Source organism: Paraburkholderia sp. RAU6.4a, from assembly GCF_050435625.1.
Classification (GTDB): Bacteria; Pseudomonadota; Gammaproteobacteria; order Burkholderiales; family Burkholderiaceae; genus Paraburkholderia; species Paraburkholderia tuberum.
The window spans coordinates 1,194,631-1,209,572 of the sequence record NZ_JBNDKQ010000002.1 but is presented as its reverse complement, the minus strand read 5'-3'; the positions used below and the strand labels follow the sequence as shown (position 1 = coordinate 1,209,572).

The 14,942-nt window shown below is 63.4% G+C and carries 13 protein-coding genes and 1 tRNA gene; 9 read left to right on the top strand and 5 right to left on the bottom strand.

Annotation, left to right across the window (positions count from 1 at the left end):
- The first annotated feature begins 25 nt into the window (after positions 1 to 25).
- The 6 genes from rplT (at position 26) to OKW40_RS10225 (ending at position 5,247) form a co-directional block, all read left to right on the top strand.
- Positions 26 to 385, top strand: a complete 360-nt coding sequence (gene rplT / locus OKW40_RS10250) for a 50S ribosomal protein L20 (RefSeq protein WP_006052502.1) — start codon at positions 26 to 28, stop codon at positions 383 to 385.
- 158 nt (positions 386 to 543) lie between these two features.
- Positions 544 to 1,557 (top strand): phenylalanine--tRNA ligase subunit alpha, encoded by a 1,014-nt coding sequence (gene pheS, locus OKW40_RS10245; RefSeq protein ID WP_008918800.1) that lies wholly within the window; start codon positions 544 to 546, stop codon positions 1,555 to 1,557.
- 160 nt (positions 1,558 to 1,717) lie between these two features.
- On the top strand, positions 1,718 to 4,153 hold the full coding sequence (pheT, locus tag OKW40_RS10240) for a phenylalanine--tRNA ligase subunit beta (protein WP_429489579.1): 2,436 nt from the start codon (positions 1,718 to 1,720) through the stop codon (positions 4,151 to 4,153).
- Positions 4,154 to 4,222: 69 nt separating this feature from the next.
- Positions 4,223 to 4,639, top strand: coding sequence for an integration host factor subunit alpha (locus tag OKW40_RS10235; protein ID WP_090800976.1), 417 nt, complete (start codon positions 4,223 to 4,225; stop codon positions 4,637 to 4,639).
- Between the two features lie 39 nt (positions 4,640 to 4,678).
- A complete protein-coding gene (locus OKW40_RS10230) occupies positions 4,679 to 5,095 on the top strand; it encodes a MerR family transcriptional regulator (RefSeq protein WP_184071104.1) in 417 nt (138 codons plus the stop codon).
- A gap of 75 nt (positions 5,096 to 5,170) precedes the next feature.
- A tRNA-Pro gene (locus tag OKW40_RS10225) sits at positions 5,171 to 5,247 on the top strand.
- A 95-nt stretch (positions 5,248 to 5,342) separates the two neighbouring features.
- Here the strand turns inward: OKW40_RS10225 and OKW40_RS10220 are convergent.
- The 4 genes from OKW40_RS10220 to OKW40_RS10205 are packed head-to-tail and all read right to left on the bottom strand — an operon-like array spanning position 5,343 to position 10,519.
- The gene (locus OKW40_RS10220) at positions 5,343 to 5,978 is read right to left on the bottom strand and encodes a lysozyme inhibitor LprI family protein (protein ID WP_429489576.1); all 636 of its coding nucleotides are present in this window, start codon (positions 5,976 to 5,978) and stop codon (positions 5,343 to 5,345) included.
- A 17-nt stretch (positions 5,979 to 5,995) separates the two neighbouring features.
- Positions 5,996 to 7,147, bottom strand: a complete 1,152-nt coding sequence (locus OKW40_RS10215) for an acyl-CoA dehydrogenase family protein (protein WP_429489575.1) — start codon at positions 7,145 to 7,147, stop codon at positions 5,996 to 5,998.
- A gap of 12 nt (positions 7,148 to 7,159) precedes the next feature.
- Positions 7,160 to 8,368, bottom strand: coding sequence for an acyl-CoA dehydrogenase family protein (locus tag OKW40_RS10210; RefSeq protein WP_429489573.1), 1,209 nt, complete (start codon positions 8,366 to 8,368; stop codon positions 7,160 to 7,162).
- Positions 8,369 to 8,398: 30 nt separating this feature from the next.
- On the bottom strand, positions 8,399 to 10,519 hold the full coding sequence (locus tag OKW40_RS10205) for a 3-hydroxyacyl-CoA dehydrogenase NAD-binding domain-containing protein (RefSeq protein ID WP_429489571.1): 2,121 nt from the start codon (positions 10,517 to 10,519) through the stop codon (positions 8,399 to 8,401).
- Between the two features lie 126 nt (positions 10,520 to 10,645).
- Here OKW40_RS10205 and OKW40_RS10200 point away from each other — a divergent pair, with 126 nt between their 5' ends.
- On the top strand, positions 10,646 to 11,554 hold the full coding sequence (locus OKW40_RS10200) for a LysR family transcriptional regulator (protein WP_187615521.1): 909 nt from the start codon (positions 10,646 to 10,648) through the stop codon (positions 11,552 to 11,554).
- Positions 11,555 to 11,564: 10 nt separating this feature from the next.
- On the opposite strand, the gene OKW40_RS10195 is transcribed toward OKW40_RS10200, so the two are convergent.
- On the bottom strand, positions 11,565 to 12,431 hold the full coding sequence (locus OKW40_RS10195) for a hypothetical protein (RefSeq protein ID WP_184063706.1): 867 nt from the start codon (positions 12,429 to 12,431) through the stop codon (positions 11,565 to 11,567).
- Between the two features lie 320 nt (positions 12,432 to 12,751).
- On the opposite strand from OKW40_RS10195, the gene OKW40_RS10190 reads away from it, so the two are divergent.
- Positions 12,752 to 14,416, top strand: coding sequence for an acyl-CoA synthetase (locus OKW40_RS10190; protein WP_429489569.1), 1,665 nt, complete (start codon positions 12,752 to 12,754; stop codon positions 14,414 to 14,416).
- Between the two features lie 49 nt (positions 14,417 to 14,465).
- Entirely contained in the window at positions 14,466 to 14,846 is a 381-nt protein-coding gene (locus OKW40_RS10185; protein ID WP_090800962.1) for a DUF5594 family protein, read from the top strand.
- The last annotated feature ends 96 nt before the right edge of the window (positions 14,847 to 14,942 follow it).

Genomic DNA, 14,942 nt, shown 5'->3' with positions numbered 1-14,942 from the left:
TAACCGACACTCATAGGAGCGAAACATGCCTCGAGTAAAACGTGGGGTTACCGCACGGGCCCGTCACAAGAAGATCATCAAGCTGGCCAAGGGTTACCGCGGCCGTCGCAATAACGTCTATCGCATCGCCAAGCAGGCGGTCATGCGCGCAGGCCAATACGCCTACCGCGATCGCCGCAACAAGAAGCGTGTGTTCCGCGCACTATGGATCACGCGTATCAACGCGGCGGTGCGTCAGCACGACATGACGTACAGCGTGTTCATCAACGGCCTGAAGAAGGCGTCGATCGAACTGGACCGTAAGGTGCTGGCCGACATGGCTGTGTTCGACAAGGCTGCTTTTGCTGCGATCGTTCAGCAGGTGAAAGCCGCCGTTGCAGCCTGATTGCGCTTCTGGCAATTAAAACTGCGTGGTTCGTTGCAGCGAACATCCGGTAGTCTCGGTGACGCTGCAACAAAAACGGGGCTCCTCACCGAGCCCCGTTTTTGTTGGTAGAACCAGTTTTGTTTCGATAGAACACTGACGTTGAAATGATGGGATCAATGGATCTGGACCAGATTGTCGCCGACGCGCAAAAAGCCTTCGCAGAAGCCCCCGACGTCACCACCCTCGAGAACGAGAAAGCGCGCTTTCTCGGTAAGGCGGGTGCGCTGACCGAGCTGTTGAAGGGCCTTGGCAAACTCGATCCCGAAACGCGCAAGACCGAAGGCGCACGGATCAACCTCGTCAAGCAACAGGTCGAGGCCGCGCTCACAGCACGTCGTCAGGCGCTCGCCGACGCACTTCTGAACCAGCGTCTCGCTGCTGAAGCGATCGACGTCACGCTGCCGGGCCGCGGCGCCAATGCAGGTAGCCTGCACCCGGTGATGCGCACCTGGGAGCGCGTCGAACAGATTTTCCGTACGATCGGATTCGACGTGGCCGACGGCCCCGAGATCGAAACCGACTGGTACAACTTCACCTCGCTGAACAGCCCGGAAAACCATCCGGCGCGTTCGATGCAGGACACCTTCTACGTCGACGGCAAGGATGCCGACGGCCGCCCGCTGTTGCTGCGCACGCATACGAGCCCGATGCAGGTGCGCTACGCGCGCACCAACACGCCGCCGATCAAGGTGATCGTGCCGGGCCGCACGTATCGCGTGGATAGCGACGCGACGCATTCGCCGATGTTCAACCAGGTCGAAGGCCTGTGGATTGACGAGAACATCAGCTTCGCGGACCTGAAGGGCGTCTATACCGACTTCCTGAAGAAATTCTTCGAGCGCGACGACATTCTCGTGCGCTTTCGTCCGTCGTATTTCCCGTTCACCGAACCGTCGGCCGAGATCGACATGCAGTTCGAAACGGGCAAGAACGCGGGCAAGTGGCTCGAAATTTCGGGCTCCGGCCAGGTGCATCCGACTGTGATCCGCAACATGGGTCTCGACCCGGAGCGCTACATCGGCTTCGCTTTCGGCAGTGGCCTCGAGCGTCTCACGATGCTGCGTTACGGCGTGCAGGACCTGCGCCTGTTTTTCGAAAACGACCTGCGATTCCTGCGTCAATTCGCGTGACCCGGCGCGCGCGAGCGCGACGAAGCATAAATCGCGGCAGCGCACCTGGTGCGCGCTGCGAGCGTCCCCGGGAGAGCTCGCTGAACCGGCGCAAGACCACCGGGCTTTACGAAGCATCTGCCGGACGTGGACCTAACCTGATCACAACGTACACAGAACCATGCAATTTCCGGAATCCTGGCTCAGAACTTTTGTCGATCCGCAACTGACCACCGACGAGCTGTCGCACGCGTTGACGATGGCGGGTCTCGAAGTCGAAGACCTGCGGACGGCCGCGCCGCCGACCTCGAAGATCGTCGTCGGCCAGGTGCTGGAAGTCGTCAAGCACCCGGATGCGGACAAGCTCAACGTGTGTCAGGTCGACGCTGGCACCGGCGCGACGCTCAACATCGTGTGCGGCGCGCCGAATGTTGCGCCCGGCATCAAGGTGCCGGTCGCGCTGGTCGGCGCGCAACTGCCGCCGGCCGAAGAGGGCGGCGCACCGTTCGCGATCAAGCTGTCGAAGCTGCGCGGCGTGGAAAGCCAGGGCATGCTGTGCTCGGCGCGCGAGCTGAAGCTCTCCGAAGATCACAGCGGTCTGATGATCCTGCCGGAAGACACGCCGATCGGCCAGGACATCCGCGACACGCTCAATCTCGACGACACCGTTTTTGAAATCAAGCTGACGCCGAACAAGGCCGACTGTCTGTCGGTATTCGGCGTCGCGCGAGAAACGTCGGCGATTACCGGAGCGCCGCTGCGTCCGCTCGAAATCAAGCCGGCTCCGGTCACGCTCAACGAAACGCTGCCCGTGAAAATCTCCGCGCCCGATCTGTGCGGCCGTTTCTCGGGCCGCGTGATCCGCGGCGTCAATGCGCGCGCGAAGTCGCCGCAATGGATGGTCGAGCGTCTCGAGCGCTCCGGCCAGCGCAGCATTTCCGCGCTCGTCGACATCTCGAACTATGTGATGCTCGAGCTGGGGCGTCCGTCGCACGTGTTCGATCTCGACAAGATCCACGGCGGCATGGACGTACGCTGGGGCCGCAAGGGCGAAACGCTGAAGCTGCTGAACGGGAACACGGTCGAGCTCGACGAAACGGTCGGCGTGATCGCCGACGAGCAGCATATCGAAAGCCTCGCGGGCATCATGGGCGGCGACAGCACCGCGGTCACGCTCGACACCACCCACATCTATCTCGAGGCCGCGTTCTGGTGGCCCGACAGCATTCGTGGTCGCTCGCGCAAGTACAACTTTTCGACCGATGCAGGCCATCGCTTCGAGCGCGGCGTCGACTACGCGACGACCGTCGATCATATCGAGCGCATCACGCAGCTGATCCTCGACATCTGCGGCGGCGAAGCGGGTCCGGTCGACGATCAGATCGTCAACGTCCCGAAGCGCGCGCCCGTGAAGATGCGCGTTTCGCGCGCGAACCGCATCATCGGCGTCGCGATCGGTGTCGATGAAATCGCGCAGATCTTCACGCGCCTCGGCCTCTCGTTCGAGCGTGACGGCGATACGTTCTCGGTGATGCCGCCGTCGTACCGCTTCGATATCGAAATCGAAGAGGACCTGATCGAAGAGGTCGCGCGTATCCACGGCTTCGAAAAGATTCCGGCGCGCCCGCCGGTCGCGACCAGCGAAATGCGCGCGACCAACGAGACGCAACGCTCCATCCACGCGATCCGTCATGCGCTCGCCGCGCGCGACTACGCGGAAACGGTGAACTTCAGCTTCGTCGACGCGGAGTGGGAGCAGGACTTCGCAGGCAACAGCAACCCCGTGCGTCTGATCAACCCGATCGCGAGCCAGCTGTCGGTGATGCGCACGACGTTGTTCGGCAGCCTGATTCATGTGTTGCGCACGAATCTGAACCGTCGCGCGGCGGACCGCGTGCGCGTGTTTGAAGCAGGTCGCGTATTCCTGCACGATCCGTCGATCAAGGCCGGCGAGCTGACCGTCGAAGGTTTCGCGCAGCCGAAGATGATCGGCGCGCTCGCCTATGGGCCCGCGCTCGACGAGCAGTGGGGCGCACCGACGCGTGCCGTCGACTTCTTCGACGTGAAGGGCGACCTCGAAGCGCTGGTCGCACCGGCGGTCGCGCGGTTCGTACAGGCCGAGCATCCGGCGCTGCATCCGGGACGCAGCGCGCGGATCGAATTGAATGGTCGCGCAGTGGGCTGGATTGGCGAATTGCATCCGCGCTGGATGCAAAAATATGATTTGCCGCATGCGCCGATTCTGTTTGAAATCGAAGCGGAAGCATTAATGCAACGGGTATTGCCGATTCCGTCGGAAGTTTCAAAATTCCCGCCGGTACGACGTGATATCGCGGTGGTCGTCGATCAGAAAATCGAGGTTCAGGCGCTGCTCGACGAGCTTCAGAAGGCCCAGTCCGAACCGGCCTGCAAGGCTGTCCAGAAGGTTGCACTTTTCGACGAATTTCGTCCAAAATCAAACACTTCCGGTGGTCTGGCCGCGCACGAGAAAAGCCTTGCGTTCCGGGTGACCTTGCAAGATACTGGCGGAACCCTTCAGGATGAAACGGTCGATCTGGCTATTCAAACTCTGGTGGAACGTCTAGCTCGAGTATATGGCGCACGGTTGCGCGGATAACCCGCATTTAACAATTGCACGGCTGTTTCCGCATCCATTGTTTTACGCTTGGCGCGCCATTTGATAGATATGAATGAAATGAACTCGAGTGATTTCGAAGCCCTTCTTACGGCGCAACGCAGCGCCATGATTCGAGATATTCCGACATCATCCGCCGTCGTTTCCAATGAAACGCCGACACTCACCAAGGCGGAACTTGCCGAGTTGCTGTTCGACAATGTCGGGCTCAACAAGCGGGAAGCGAAGGACATGGTCGAGGCTTTCTTCGAGGTGATCCGCGATGCGCTCGAGAGCGGCGACAGCGTGAAGCTGTCGGGCTTCGGCAACTTCCAGTTGCGCGACAAGCCGCAGCGTCCCGGCAGAAATCCGAAGACGGGCGAGGCGATTCCGATTGCGGCACGTCGCGTGGTGACGTTTCATGCAAGTCAAAAACTGAAGGCGCTCGTCGAAAACGGCGCCGAAGCGAGCTTCTCGCGCGCTGATTGACTGGCGCGCTTTCGGGCAACCCATCACGGCTAACTGACGATGACAGCGACGATCGAAAAAGTCGTCTTGCCTCCGATTCCGGCGAAGCGGTACTTCACGATTGGTGAGGTCAGCGAACTTTGTGGGGTAAAGCCTCACGTGCTGCGTTACTGGGAGCAGGAGTTCACCCAGTTGAGGCCGGTCAAGCGGCGCGGCAATCGTCGGTATTATCAGCATCACGAGGTGCTGCTGATCCGGCGGATTCGAGAGTTGCTGTACGAGCAGGGTTTTACGATCAACGGGGCGCGCAACCGGCTCGATTCGCATGGCGGCGGTGGGCCGGATGCGGTGGTCGAAGAGGGTGAGGCTACCGCCGGAGTCGCGGGTCAGGTGCAGGCATCGGCGGCAACGGTTGCGATCGATGTCGAGAAGTTACGCAAGGAACTGCAGAACGTAATCGATCTGCTGGGCCACTAGTTCATGGACTTGTTCGCTTTGTTCGTGTCGAGCGGTTCTAATCGAATGAAGTGTCTGTTATAATTTTCTTCTGTTCGGGGCGTAGCGCAGCCTGGTAGCGTACCTGCATGGGGTGCAGGTGGTCGGAGGTTCAAATCCTCTCGCCCCGACCAAAAAGATCAAAAGGACTTACGGTGAAAGCCGTAAGTCCTTTTTTCTTGCCCGTCGCGCGGGGCAGCGTTTCCCGCTGTCAACGCTGCGCCCACGCTCATCTGCATCCCGAAGCCTCGATTGCTTTGCTTATGCGCTCGGTTTCGGCTGTCTTGCACATCGCGACCGCCGTGGGCAGCATCGACCCGCCGCCCCATTCTCGAGAAGCTGATTTTTTGCAGTTGGCGTCACGCCGCGTTTTCCACGCGGTGAGCCTCTTCTCGATCGCCGCTTTGCAACTCGCCGACACCGCGGCCTTGCCCTTGACGACCTGCTCCAGCTTCTGCTCCGCGACGATCTGATCGCGCCACGCGCACAGATTCATGCTCATCTGATTCGCGTCGCAATGCGACAGGGCCGCGTCGACCTCACTGGCGGGCGGTCCACTGCGGGTTGCGATGACGTCAGCAGGATTGGATGCGGTTGCCCTTGCTGCGAGTTGAGCGTTGACATCTGCCAAGGTCACCGGTCGCCGAATCTCGTCATTGGTGCATCGGCCAAAGTACGCAGGCGAGCCTATCCCGAAGGTGCCATTGTTCGCTACGTCGTTGTCGTAGCGAAGGACAGCGCCCTCGTGCATCCGCAATGCAGTCCATCCGGCATCGGTCAACTTTTTTGATTCGTTTGGCAGGCTCAGCTCCTCAAGAATAGGCGAGTGCAATCTGGCAGACTTGTCACCGGCACGGGTTCGCATTCGCAAGCGCACACGAATCACCGCCCTTGAGCCCCCAACGCCACAAACCGCTCCAGATGATGATCCTCATCCCCAAGCTGATGATCGATCATCACGAGCCGCTTCGCGTAATGCGCGAGCGGCAGTTCCCACGTCATACCGATCCCGCCGTGCAACTGGATGCATTCCTCCGCGACTCGCGTGCCGATCCGGCCGATGCAGTACTTCGCCGCCGACACCGCGCGCTCGCGCGCGTTTCGTTCACCGTCGAGCGCCGCCGCCGCGTTGATCACCGCCGAGCGCGCCTGCTCGATTTCGAGCAGCAAATCGGCCATGCGATGCTGCAACGCCTGGAAGCTGCCGATCGGCACGCCGAACTGCTTGCGCGTGCGCAGATAGTCGAGCGTGTAGTCTTTCACGACGTCCATTGCGCCGACCGCTTCCGCGCACAGCGCGAGCACGCCGCAACTCACCGCATATTCGAGCGTCGCAAAGCCGTGATCCACTGAGCCGAGCACGGTGTCGTCGCCGAGCGTGACGTCGTCGAACGTCACTTCGGCCGCGCGTCCTCCGTCGATCTTGCGGTAGCCGCGCACGCTCACACCCGTCGCGTCCCTCGGCACCAGAAATAGCGTGATGCCGGCTTCGGCATCGTCCTCGCCGCTCGTGCGTGCCGAGACGAGGAACACCTGAGCATGCTCGCCATGCTGAACGACGGCCTTTGCGCCGTGCAACGTCCACACGCCGCTGTTGCCATTTACGCTGCGGCGCGCGCGCGTCGTCGCGACCCGGGCAAGCTCGTAATGACTGTCCGGTTCGCCATGCGCGAGCGCAACGATCCGCGAGCCGTCGATCAACGAACCCAGCGCCGCATTCTGCAGGTCGCCGCCGCTGCGAGCGATCGCCCGGCCGACGACCAGCGTATCGAGAAACGGTTCGACGACGAGCCCGCGGCCGATGCTCTCGAACACCACGGAAATATCGAACCCGCCGCCGCCAAAACCGCCGCTCGCTTCGTCGAACAGTGCGCCGATCACGCCAAGCTCCGCGAAGCGTGCCCACAATTCGGTGCTGAAGCCTTGCGTCGAGCGTGCGATTTCATCGCGCGTCGCGAAGCCGTACTGCTCGCTGATAAACCGATTCAGCGTATCCGCCAGCATGCGGCGCTCTTCGGTGTGCTGGAAATTCATGACGTGCGCCTCTTACAGTCCGAGGATCATTTTGGAAATGATGTTCTTCTGGATTTCGTTCGAGCCGCCGAAGATCGACAGCTTGCGATTATTGAAGTACTGCGACGCGGCACTCGCGGCTTCGTCGGGGCCGACCGGCACGCCGTCGAAGCCTTCGTGCAGCGCTTGCTCGACGAATGGCTGCGCATAAGCGCCCATCGCACGCCGCGTCAGCGACGAGATCTCCTGACGGATCTCCGTGCCGCGAATCTTCAGCATCGAACTCTCGGCACCGGGCACGCCGCCGCCCGCCACGGCCGCGATCACCCGAAGATTGGTCGTCTTCATGTTCTCGAGATCGATCTCGACGCGCGCCATGCGTGCCGCGAACGCCGGATCCTCGGCGAGCGGCCGGCCGTTGCGCAGCTGTGTCGCGGCGATCTTGCGCAGACGGTTGAAGGCGGCGACGGAAAAGCCGACGCCGGCGATATTGGTGCGCTCGTACGTAAGCAGATATTTCGCGTAGGTCCAGCCCTTGTTTTCTTCGCCGACGAGATTTCCGACCGGCACGCGCACGTCGGTGAAGAACACTTCATTGACCTCCTGCTCGCCGTCGAGCGTGATGATCGGCCGGACTTCGACGCCCGGCGTGTTCATGTCGATCAGCAGAAAGCTGATGCCTTCCTGTTTGCGCACGTCGGTCGCGGTGCGCACGAGGCAGAAGATCATGTTCGCGTAATGACCGAGTGTGGTCCACGTCTTCTGGCCATTGACGAGGTAGTGCTCGCCCTGCGCGTCCTTGCCGCGCACTGCCGTCGTCTTGACCGAAGCGAGATCGGAGCCCGCGCCCGGCTCCGAATAGCCCTGGCACCACCAGTCGGAACCGTCGAGAATGCGCGGCAGCCAGTGACGCTTCTGCGCCTCGCTGCCGTACTTGATCAGCACCGGCCCGAGCATGTTGACGCCGAACGGCACGACGCGTGGCGCGCCGGCGAGTGCGCATTCGTTTTCGAAGATGAATTTCTGCACTGCGCTCCAACCCGGGCCGCCGTACTCTTTCGGCCAGTGATTCGCGAGCCAGCCTTGCGCGTTCAGAATCGCGTGCCACTCGGCCATGTCGCCGCGCGTCAGACGCCGCCCGCCGTGCACCTTGCCGGCGAGACGTCGCGGGAGCTTGTCGCGCAGAAACGCCAGCACGCTGGCGCGAAAAGCTTCTTCCTCGGAGGTGAAGTTCAGATCCATCGCAGTCGTTCCGCCAGTGTTCGTGGTGGTTCAGGCCGTCGTGTTCAGGCTCGCGAAATCCGCGCCGCGCTCGACCAGATCGACGAGCAGCGGCGACGGCCGCCAGAACAGCGGGTCTTCCTTCGCGAACTCGCGGATGTCGGCGAGAATCGTCGGCAGGCCGACGCTATCCGCGTATTTCATCGGACCGCCGCGGTAGCGCGGAAAGCCGTAGCCGTACAGCAGGGTCACGTCGACGTCGAGCGGGCGCAGCGCGATACCTTCGTGGACGACGTTCGCGCCTTCGTTGATCATCGCGGCCAGATAGCGGCGCATGATCTGCTCGTCGGTGAAGCTGCGCGGCGTGATGCCCGCGCGCGCACGCTCGGCGTCGATGATCGCCTCGACTTCGGGATCGGGCATGCCGCCGCGCGATCCTTCGGGGTACAGATAGAATCCGCGGCCGGTCTTCTGGCCGAACCAGCCTCGCTCGCACAGGCGGTCGGCGATCTGCACGTAGCGCGCGTTCGGCTCGCGCGTGGCCGCGCGGCGTTTGCGCGCCGCCCAGCCGATGTCGCCGCCCGCGAGATCGACCACCTGAAACGGGCCCATCGGCAAGCCGAACGCCCGCACCGCCGCGTCGATCTGATACGGCGATGCACCGTCTTCCATCAGCGCGTCCGCGGCGGCGCGGTACACGGCAAGCAGGCGATTGCCGATGAAGCCGTCGCACACGCCGGCGCGCACCGGCGTCTTGCGCAGCTTCTTCGCGAACTCGAACGCGGTCGCGACGACGTCGGCGCTGACCTGCTTCGGCACCACGACTTCGAGCAGCTTCATGATGTTGGCGGGCGAGAAGAAGTGCAGGCCGATTACGTCGGCGGGGCGCGAGATGCTGGCTGCGATCGCGTCGATGTCCAGATACGACGTGTTGGTCGCGAGCACCGCACCGGACTTGCAGACGCGATCGAGCTCGGCGAATACGGCCTTTTTGACGTCGAGATCTTCGAACACGGCTTCGATCACGAGGTCGGCGTGAGCAAGCGCATCGTACGACGTGCTGCCGCTCCAGCGCGCCATGGTCGCGGCTTTCTTCTCAGCGGTGAGGCGGCCCCTGGCGATCAGCCCGTCGTAGACCTTGTCGATGTGCGCGCGGCCACGCGCGAGCGCCGCTTCGTCGCGTTCGATCAGCGTGACGGGCAGCCCCGCGTCGAGCACTGCGACCGCAATGCCCGCGCCCATCGTGCCGCCGCCGATCACGCCGATCGCCTCGAGCGCGCGCGGTTTCGCGTCGCGCGTTTCGGGCGCCTTCAGCACTTCGCGCTCGGCGAAGAATGCGTGAACCAGGCCGGCGCGCTGCGGGCTGTCGAGGCATTGCAGGAACAGCTTGCGTTCGAGCTTCAAGCCCTCCTCGAAGGGCTGTTCGATCGCGGCTTCGACGGCATCGACGATTTTCAGCGGCGAGAACAGGCCGCGCGCTTTCTTCGCGGTTTCGTCACGCGCTTTCGCGACGGCGGCGCGGCTCGCGGCGCGATCGATCAATGCGGCGGCGTCGCGCGTGCGGCGTACCGGCGCGTGCGCGGCGAGCAGCTCGTGCGCGTAGGCGAGCCCTTCGGCCAGGATGTCGCCGCTGTCGCCGAGACGGTCGACGAGGCCGAGCGCGAGCGCCTCCTTCGCGCTCGCGTGACGGCCACTCAGCATCAGGTCGAGCGCCGCCGGTGCGCCGATCAGACGCGGCGTGCGTTGCGTGCCGCCCGCGCCAGGCAGCAGACCCAGCTGCACTTCGGGCAGGCCGAGCTTCGCGCCGTCGACGGCGATCCGGTAATGCGCGGCGAGCGCCACTTCGAGCCCGCCGCCGAGCGCCGCGCCATGCAGCGCGGCAATCACGAGTTTCGTACATGCCTCGATGCGGTTGCACACGTCCGGCAGCGAAGGCGGCACCGGCGGCTTGCCGAACTCGCGAATCTCGGCACCGGCGATGAAATTGCGCCCCGCGCCGACGATCAGCACGGCTTCGACCGCGCGGTCGGCGTCGGCGGCTTCGATCGCGGCCAGCAGGCCGCGTCGCACGTCGGCGGATAGCGCGTTGACCGGCGCGTGGTCGATCGTGACGAGCAGGACCTTGCCGTGCAATTCGCGCGTGACGACGTCGGCTGAGGAGGAAAGGGTCATCGTAGGTGTCTCCGTTTGAGGATGGCGAGGCGCGCCGGATCGTCCCATTCTGGAGTGGTCAACGTTCATTGACAATGACACCGTTGATTGACAGACTGTCAAAATTATTTTGACAAAGACTGGGCCATGGACGTCAACTCGCTGACCCTGCTCGTCGACATCCTCGACGCCGGCAATCTGAGCGAAGCGGCGCGCCGGCTCAAGATGAGCCGCGCGAACGTCAGCTATCACCTGAATCAGCTCGAGCGTTCGGTCGGCCTGCAATTGGTGCGACGCACCACGCGTCGCGTCGAGGCGACCGAGATCGGTCTGCGGCTCTACGAGCACGGCCGCACGATCCGCAACGCGCTGCTGGCCGCGCGCGAGTCGGTGACCACACTGGGCCAGAGCCTGCAGGGGCGCGTGCGGCTCAGCGTGCCGAGCGGCTATGGCCAGCTCGTGATGTCCGACTGGCTGATCGCGTTCAAGCGGCTGTATCCGGGTATCGTGCTCGATGTGATGTTCGAGAACCGCGTCGAGGATCTGATGCGCGACGAGATCGACATCGCGGTGCGCGTGATGTCGGAGCCGCCGCAAAACCTCGTCGCGCGGGACATGGGGCCAGTCCGGTACGTGGCCTGCGCATCCCCCGAATTCGCGCGGACACACGGCCTGCCCGCGACGCTCGACGACCTGCGCACCGCGCCGCTGATTACCGCGGCCGTGATCGGCAAGCAGTTGCGGCTCGCCGCGTATCTGCGCGACGAGCGTCATGAAGTCCTGCTCGAACCGACGATTATTTCGGAAAACTTTCTATTTTTGCGCCAGGCGGTGCTGGCCGGTCTCGGTGTCGGACTCGTGCCCGACTACGTGGTGCAGGACGATCTGAAGCTCGGCGCCGTGCTGACCGCGCTCGATGCCTGGCGGCTCAGCATCTTCGGCACGCACATGTACATGCTGTACATGCCGGATCGGCATCACACGCGCGCGGCGGCGACGTTCATCGACTTCGTGCTGGAGCAGGCGCAGGGCTCGGGCAGGGGCGGCGCGAACTGAAGCTGCGAACTCAGGCGCCGAGTCTGCGCGCGATGGCCGTCGTGACCATCGGCACGCCGACGCGCAGCAGCTTGCGCACGCCTTCGTCGCTACCTACTTTGCCCACCGCGTTGTCGATCATCGCCTGCATCACGCTCGCCGGATAAAACTCGCGAAACAGCGTGTTGGCGCCGGTTTGCTCGAACACGTGGTGCAGGAGCGACCCAACGGGGGGGCCGATGCGCTTGAACAGGCCCATCTTGACCACCCGGTTGTTCCACAGATGCAGCGTGTACGCATTGGAACAGAGCGCCGCGCACTCGTCGAAATAGCGCGGCAGGAACACCTTGTAGTAATCGTTGAAGTGCACCGGATAGAACAGGCTTTCGGGAAGACCGGCCTTCACGCCGTAGATGGCGGTCAGCAGACGCGGGCCGGTGTCGCCCCACTTCAGTGCCCGGCCTTTCATCGCTTCGACCCGTTCGATCGCCTCGTGCAAGCGCGGCTGATCCGGATCGAGCCTCAGAATCGCATTACAGATGCTCGACTGGGTTTCCCGGCCGATCAGATCGCCCTTGGCGTTGAGATCGAAATCGCGTAGCAGCAGCATGTCGGTATCGACCCAGATCTCATCGGTCTTCGTGAACATCACGAAGCGGAAATAGTCGGTGAAATGCTGCATCGACGGCACGCCGTGAATCGGGAAGTCGTTCAGCGAGTCGCGCGGCAGTATCGTGGTCGCGTCCTTCGCGATCACGCCGGGCGGCAGAGTGTCGATCGGCTCGTAGCTATAGAGCGCGACCTCGCTGCCGTACAGCGTGAACGAATTCAGACAGGCGATCTCGTAGGGAGAAAGTTCCGGGCCATGCCAGAACGATGCAAACCTTGCCTTGCGCATATGTCATCCGGTAGCGATCGTGCGGCGCAACATGCGCGCCGAACCTGTGTAACGATCCTAGACGGGCGCGGCACAGGTCAGATGTAAAGGGCTTGAATCGCACAGGAGTTGTCGCAAAACGTTGAGTTCAGCGCAACGAGTCGGCGATTATGAGCGGGACTATGTCGTATCTGGCGAATTCAGTTGCGCACGGCAATGCATCAACCGAGTGCGCAAGGTCGTGGGCTAAACTGCGGAACACCGGCCATGCGCGCAGAGGCAGCAAGCGACGGACCATGCATCACGCCATGCAGCGGCAACGACGATATCCAGGAGACCCGATGAACCTCGACGGCGAGACTTACGATTCGCTCACGGCCAGCTTCGCGTGGCGTATTCCACCGCGCTACAACATCGGCGTCGACACATGCGACAAGTGGGCCGATGGCTCGGGGCGTCTCGCGCTGATCTACGAAGACGCCGACGGCCGCGCGACCCGCTATACGTTCGACGAACTGAAAGCCCTGTCCGACCGCTTCGCCAATGCGCTGCTCGCGGCGGGCGCGCGGCGCGGCGAGCGCATCGGCATCTTTCTGTCGCAATCGATCGAAACGGCCATCGCGCATCTCGCGGCCTACAAGGCCGGCATGGTCGCGGTGCCGCTGTTCGCGCTGTTCGGCGTGGACGCGATCGAGCATCGGCTCGGCGACAGCGGCGCGCTCGCGCTGATCACCGATCACGCCGGCGTGCAAAAGATCGACGAAATTCGCGGCGCGCTGCCCGGGTTGCGACACGTGTTCAGTGTCGATATCGAGCAGGATGACGAAGCATCGGACGCGCCCGTGCGGTCGTTCTGGCAGGCGTTGAATGGCGCTTGCGCCGAGTTCACGCCGGCCGCCACCGCCGCGGACGATCCGGCGATCATCATCTATACGTCGGGCACGACCGGAAAACCGAAGGGCGCGTTGCACGGGCATCGCGTTTTGCTCGGGCACCTGCCCGGCGTGGAGATGTCGCAGCAGGGCTTTCCCGCGCGCGCGACGCTGATGTGGACGCCCGCGGACTGGGCGTGGATCGGCGGTCTGTTCGACGTGCTGCTGCCATCGTGGCATCACGGTGTCGCGGTGCTGGCGCGCCGTTTTGCGAAATTCGACGGCCATGCCGCGTTCGATCTGCTCGCGCGTCACGCGGTCTCCCATGCGTTTCTACCGCCGACCGCGCTGAAGATGATGCGCGGCGTCGAGCGGCCCGCTCATCTGCGTCTCGCGTTGCAAGCGGTCGCGAGCGGCGGCGAATCGCTGGGCGAGGAACTGATCGGCTGGGGGCGCGACGCACTCGGCGTGACGATCAACGAGTTCTACGGGCAGACCGAGTGCAACGTCGTGGTGTCGTCGTGCGCGGCGCTGTTCGAGCCGCGCTTCGGCGCGATCGGGCGCGCGGTGCCGGGGCACCATGTCGCGATCGTCGATGCCGCCGGCAACGAGCTGCCGCCCGGCGCGATCGGCGATATCGCGGTGGCCGCGCCCGATCCGGTGATGTTTCTCGGCTACTGGCGGAATGTTGCGGCCACCAACGACAAATTCCGCGGCAGGTTTCTGCTGACCGGCGATCTCGGCACGCGCGACGCGGACGGCTTCATTCGCTTCGTCGGTCGTGGCGACGACGTGATCACGAGCGCCGGTTACCGGATTGGGCCGGCGTCGATCGAGGATTCGCTGCTGCGTCATCCGGCCGTCGCGATGGCGGCCGTGGTCGGCGCCCCCGATCGCGAGCGCACCGAAATCGTGATGGCGTTCGTCGTGCTGAAAGCGGGTTTCGTCGGCGACGATGCACTCGTGCGCGAGATCCAGCAGCACGTGAAGACGCGTCTGGCCGCGCACGAATATCCGCGCGAGATTCGCTTCGTCGAAAGCCTGCCGATGACGGCCACCGGCAAGGTGATCCGCAAGACGCTGCGCGAGGCGGTGACACACGGTCCGGACGCGATCTCACCGGCGAAAAACTGAGTCTGCTACGATGACCAACCCACGATGGGAATCACAGCGGAGAGATTGGATGCGCCCCGAGAGTGCAATGCGTTTCGACCAGGAGTTCGCGCCGCGCATTGCCGAGGCGATCGCCGCGTGTATCGCCAAGACCGTGCACACCGACGTGTTGCCGCATGGCGAACAGGGTCAGCCCACCCGCGTGCGGATTCACGCCACGCCGCTCGATGAGCTCGGTCATTACCCGCATCCGTTGAATCTGTATCTGACCTGGGACAGCGACGAAATAGAAAGGCTGATGGGCGAGCAGGGCGCGACGCGTTTCGCCAGATATCTGGCCGCGCTGCCGCGCAAGCTCAATGCGTGGACCCAGGCGCGCGAACTCGATTTCTCCACGCACACGCAGGGTGAGCCGGTTACGTTGATCGGCGGGCTCGATTTCGAATCGTAGACGCGCGCGCGCGATTGCGGGCTTGCGTTCGGGAGCTGGATGAAAAACGGCCGCTGTGCTCGAAGAGCCAGCGGCCGTTGCTTTTGCAGCGTTGGG

Bases quoted from the DNA above. Each gene is read 5' to 3' on its own strand.
- OKW40_RS10190 (WP_429489569.1), top strand. From the start codon at position 12,752: ATGAACCTCGACGGCGAGACTTACGATTCGCTCACGGCCAGCTTCGCG.
- OKW40_RS10195 (WP_184063706.1), bottom strand. From the start codon at position 12,431: ATGCGCAAGGCAAGGTTTGCATCGTTCTGGCATGGCCCGGAACTTTCT.
- OKW40_RS10205 (WP_429489571.1), bottom strand. From the start codon at position 10,519: ATGACCCTTTCCTCCTCAGCCGACGTCGTCACGCGCGAATTGCACGGC.
- OKW40_RS10200 (WP_187615521.1), top strand. From the start codon at position 10,646: ATGGACGTCAACTCGCTGACCCTGCTCGTCGACATCCTCGACGCCGGC.
- OKW40_RS10220 (WP_429489576.1), bottom strand. From the start codon at position 5,978: ATGCGAACCCGTGCCGGTGACAAGTCTGCCAGATTGCACTCGCCTATT.
- pheS (WP_008918800.1), top strand. From the start codon at position 544: ATGGATCTGGACCAGATTGTCGCCGACGCGCAAAAAGCCTTCGCAGAA.
- OKW40_RS10235 (WP_090800976.1), top strand. From the start codon at position 4,223: ATGAATGAAATGAACTCGAGTGATTTCGAAGCCCTTCTTACGGCGCAA.
- OKW40_RS10185 (WP_090800962.1), top strand. From the start codon at position 14,466: ATGCGCCCCGAGAGTGCAATGCGTTTCGACCAGGAGTTCGCGCCGCGC.
- pheT (WP_429489579.1), top strand. From the start codon at position 1,718: ATGCAATTTCCGGAATCCTGGCTCAGAACTTTTGTCGATCCGCAACTG.
- OKW40_RS10230 (WP_184071104.1), top strand. From the start codon at position 4,679: ATGACAGCGACGATCGAAAAAGTCGTCTTGCCTCCGATTCCGGCGAAG.
- OKW40_RS10215 (WP_429489575.1), bottom strand. From the start codon at position 7,147: ATGAATTTCCAGCACACCGAAGAGCGCCGCATGCTGGCGGATACGCTG.
- OKW40_RS10210 (WP_429489573.1), bottom strand. From the start codon at position 8,368: ATGGATCTGAACTTCACCTCCGAGGAAGAAGCTTTTCGCGCCAGCGTG.
- rplT (WP_006052502.1), top strand. From the start codon at position 26: ATGCCTCGAGTAAAACGTGGGGTTACCGCACGGGCCCGTCACAAGAAG.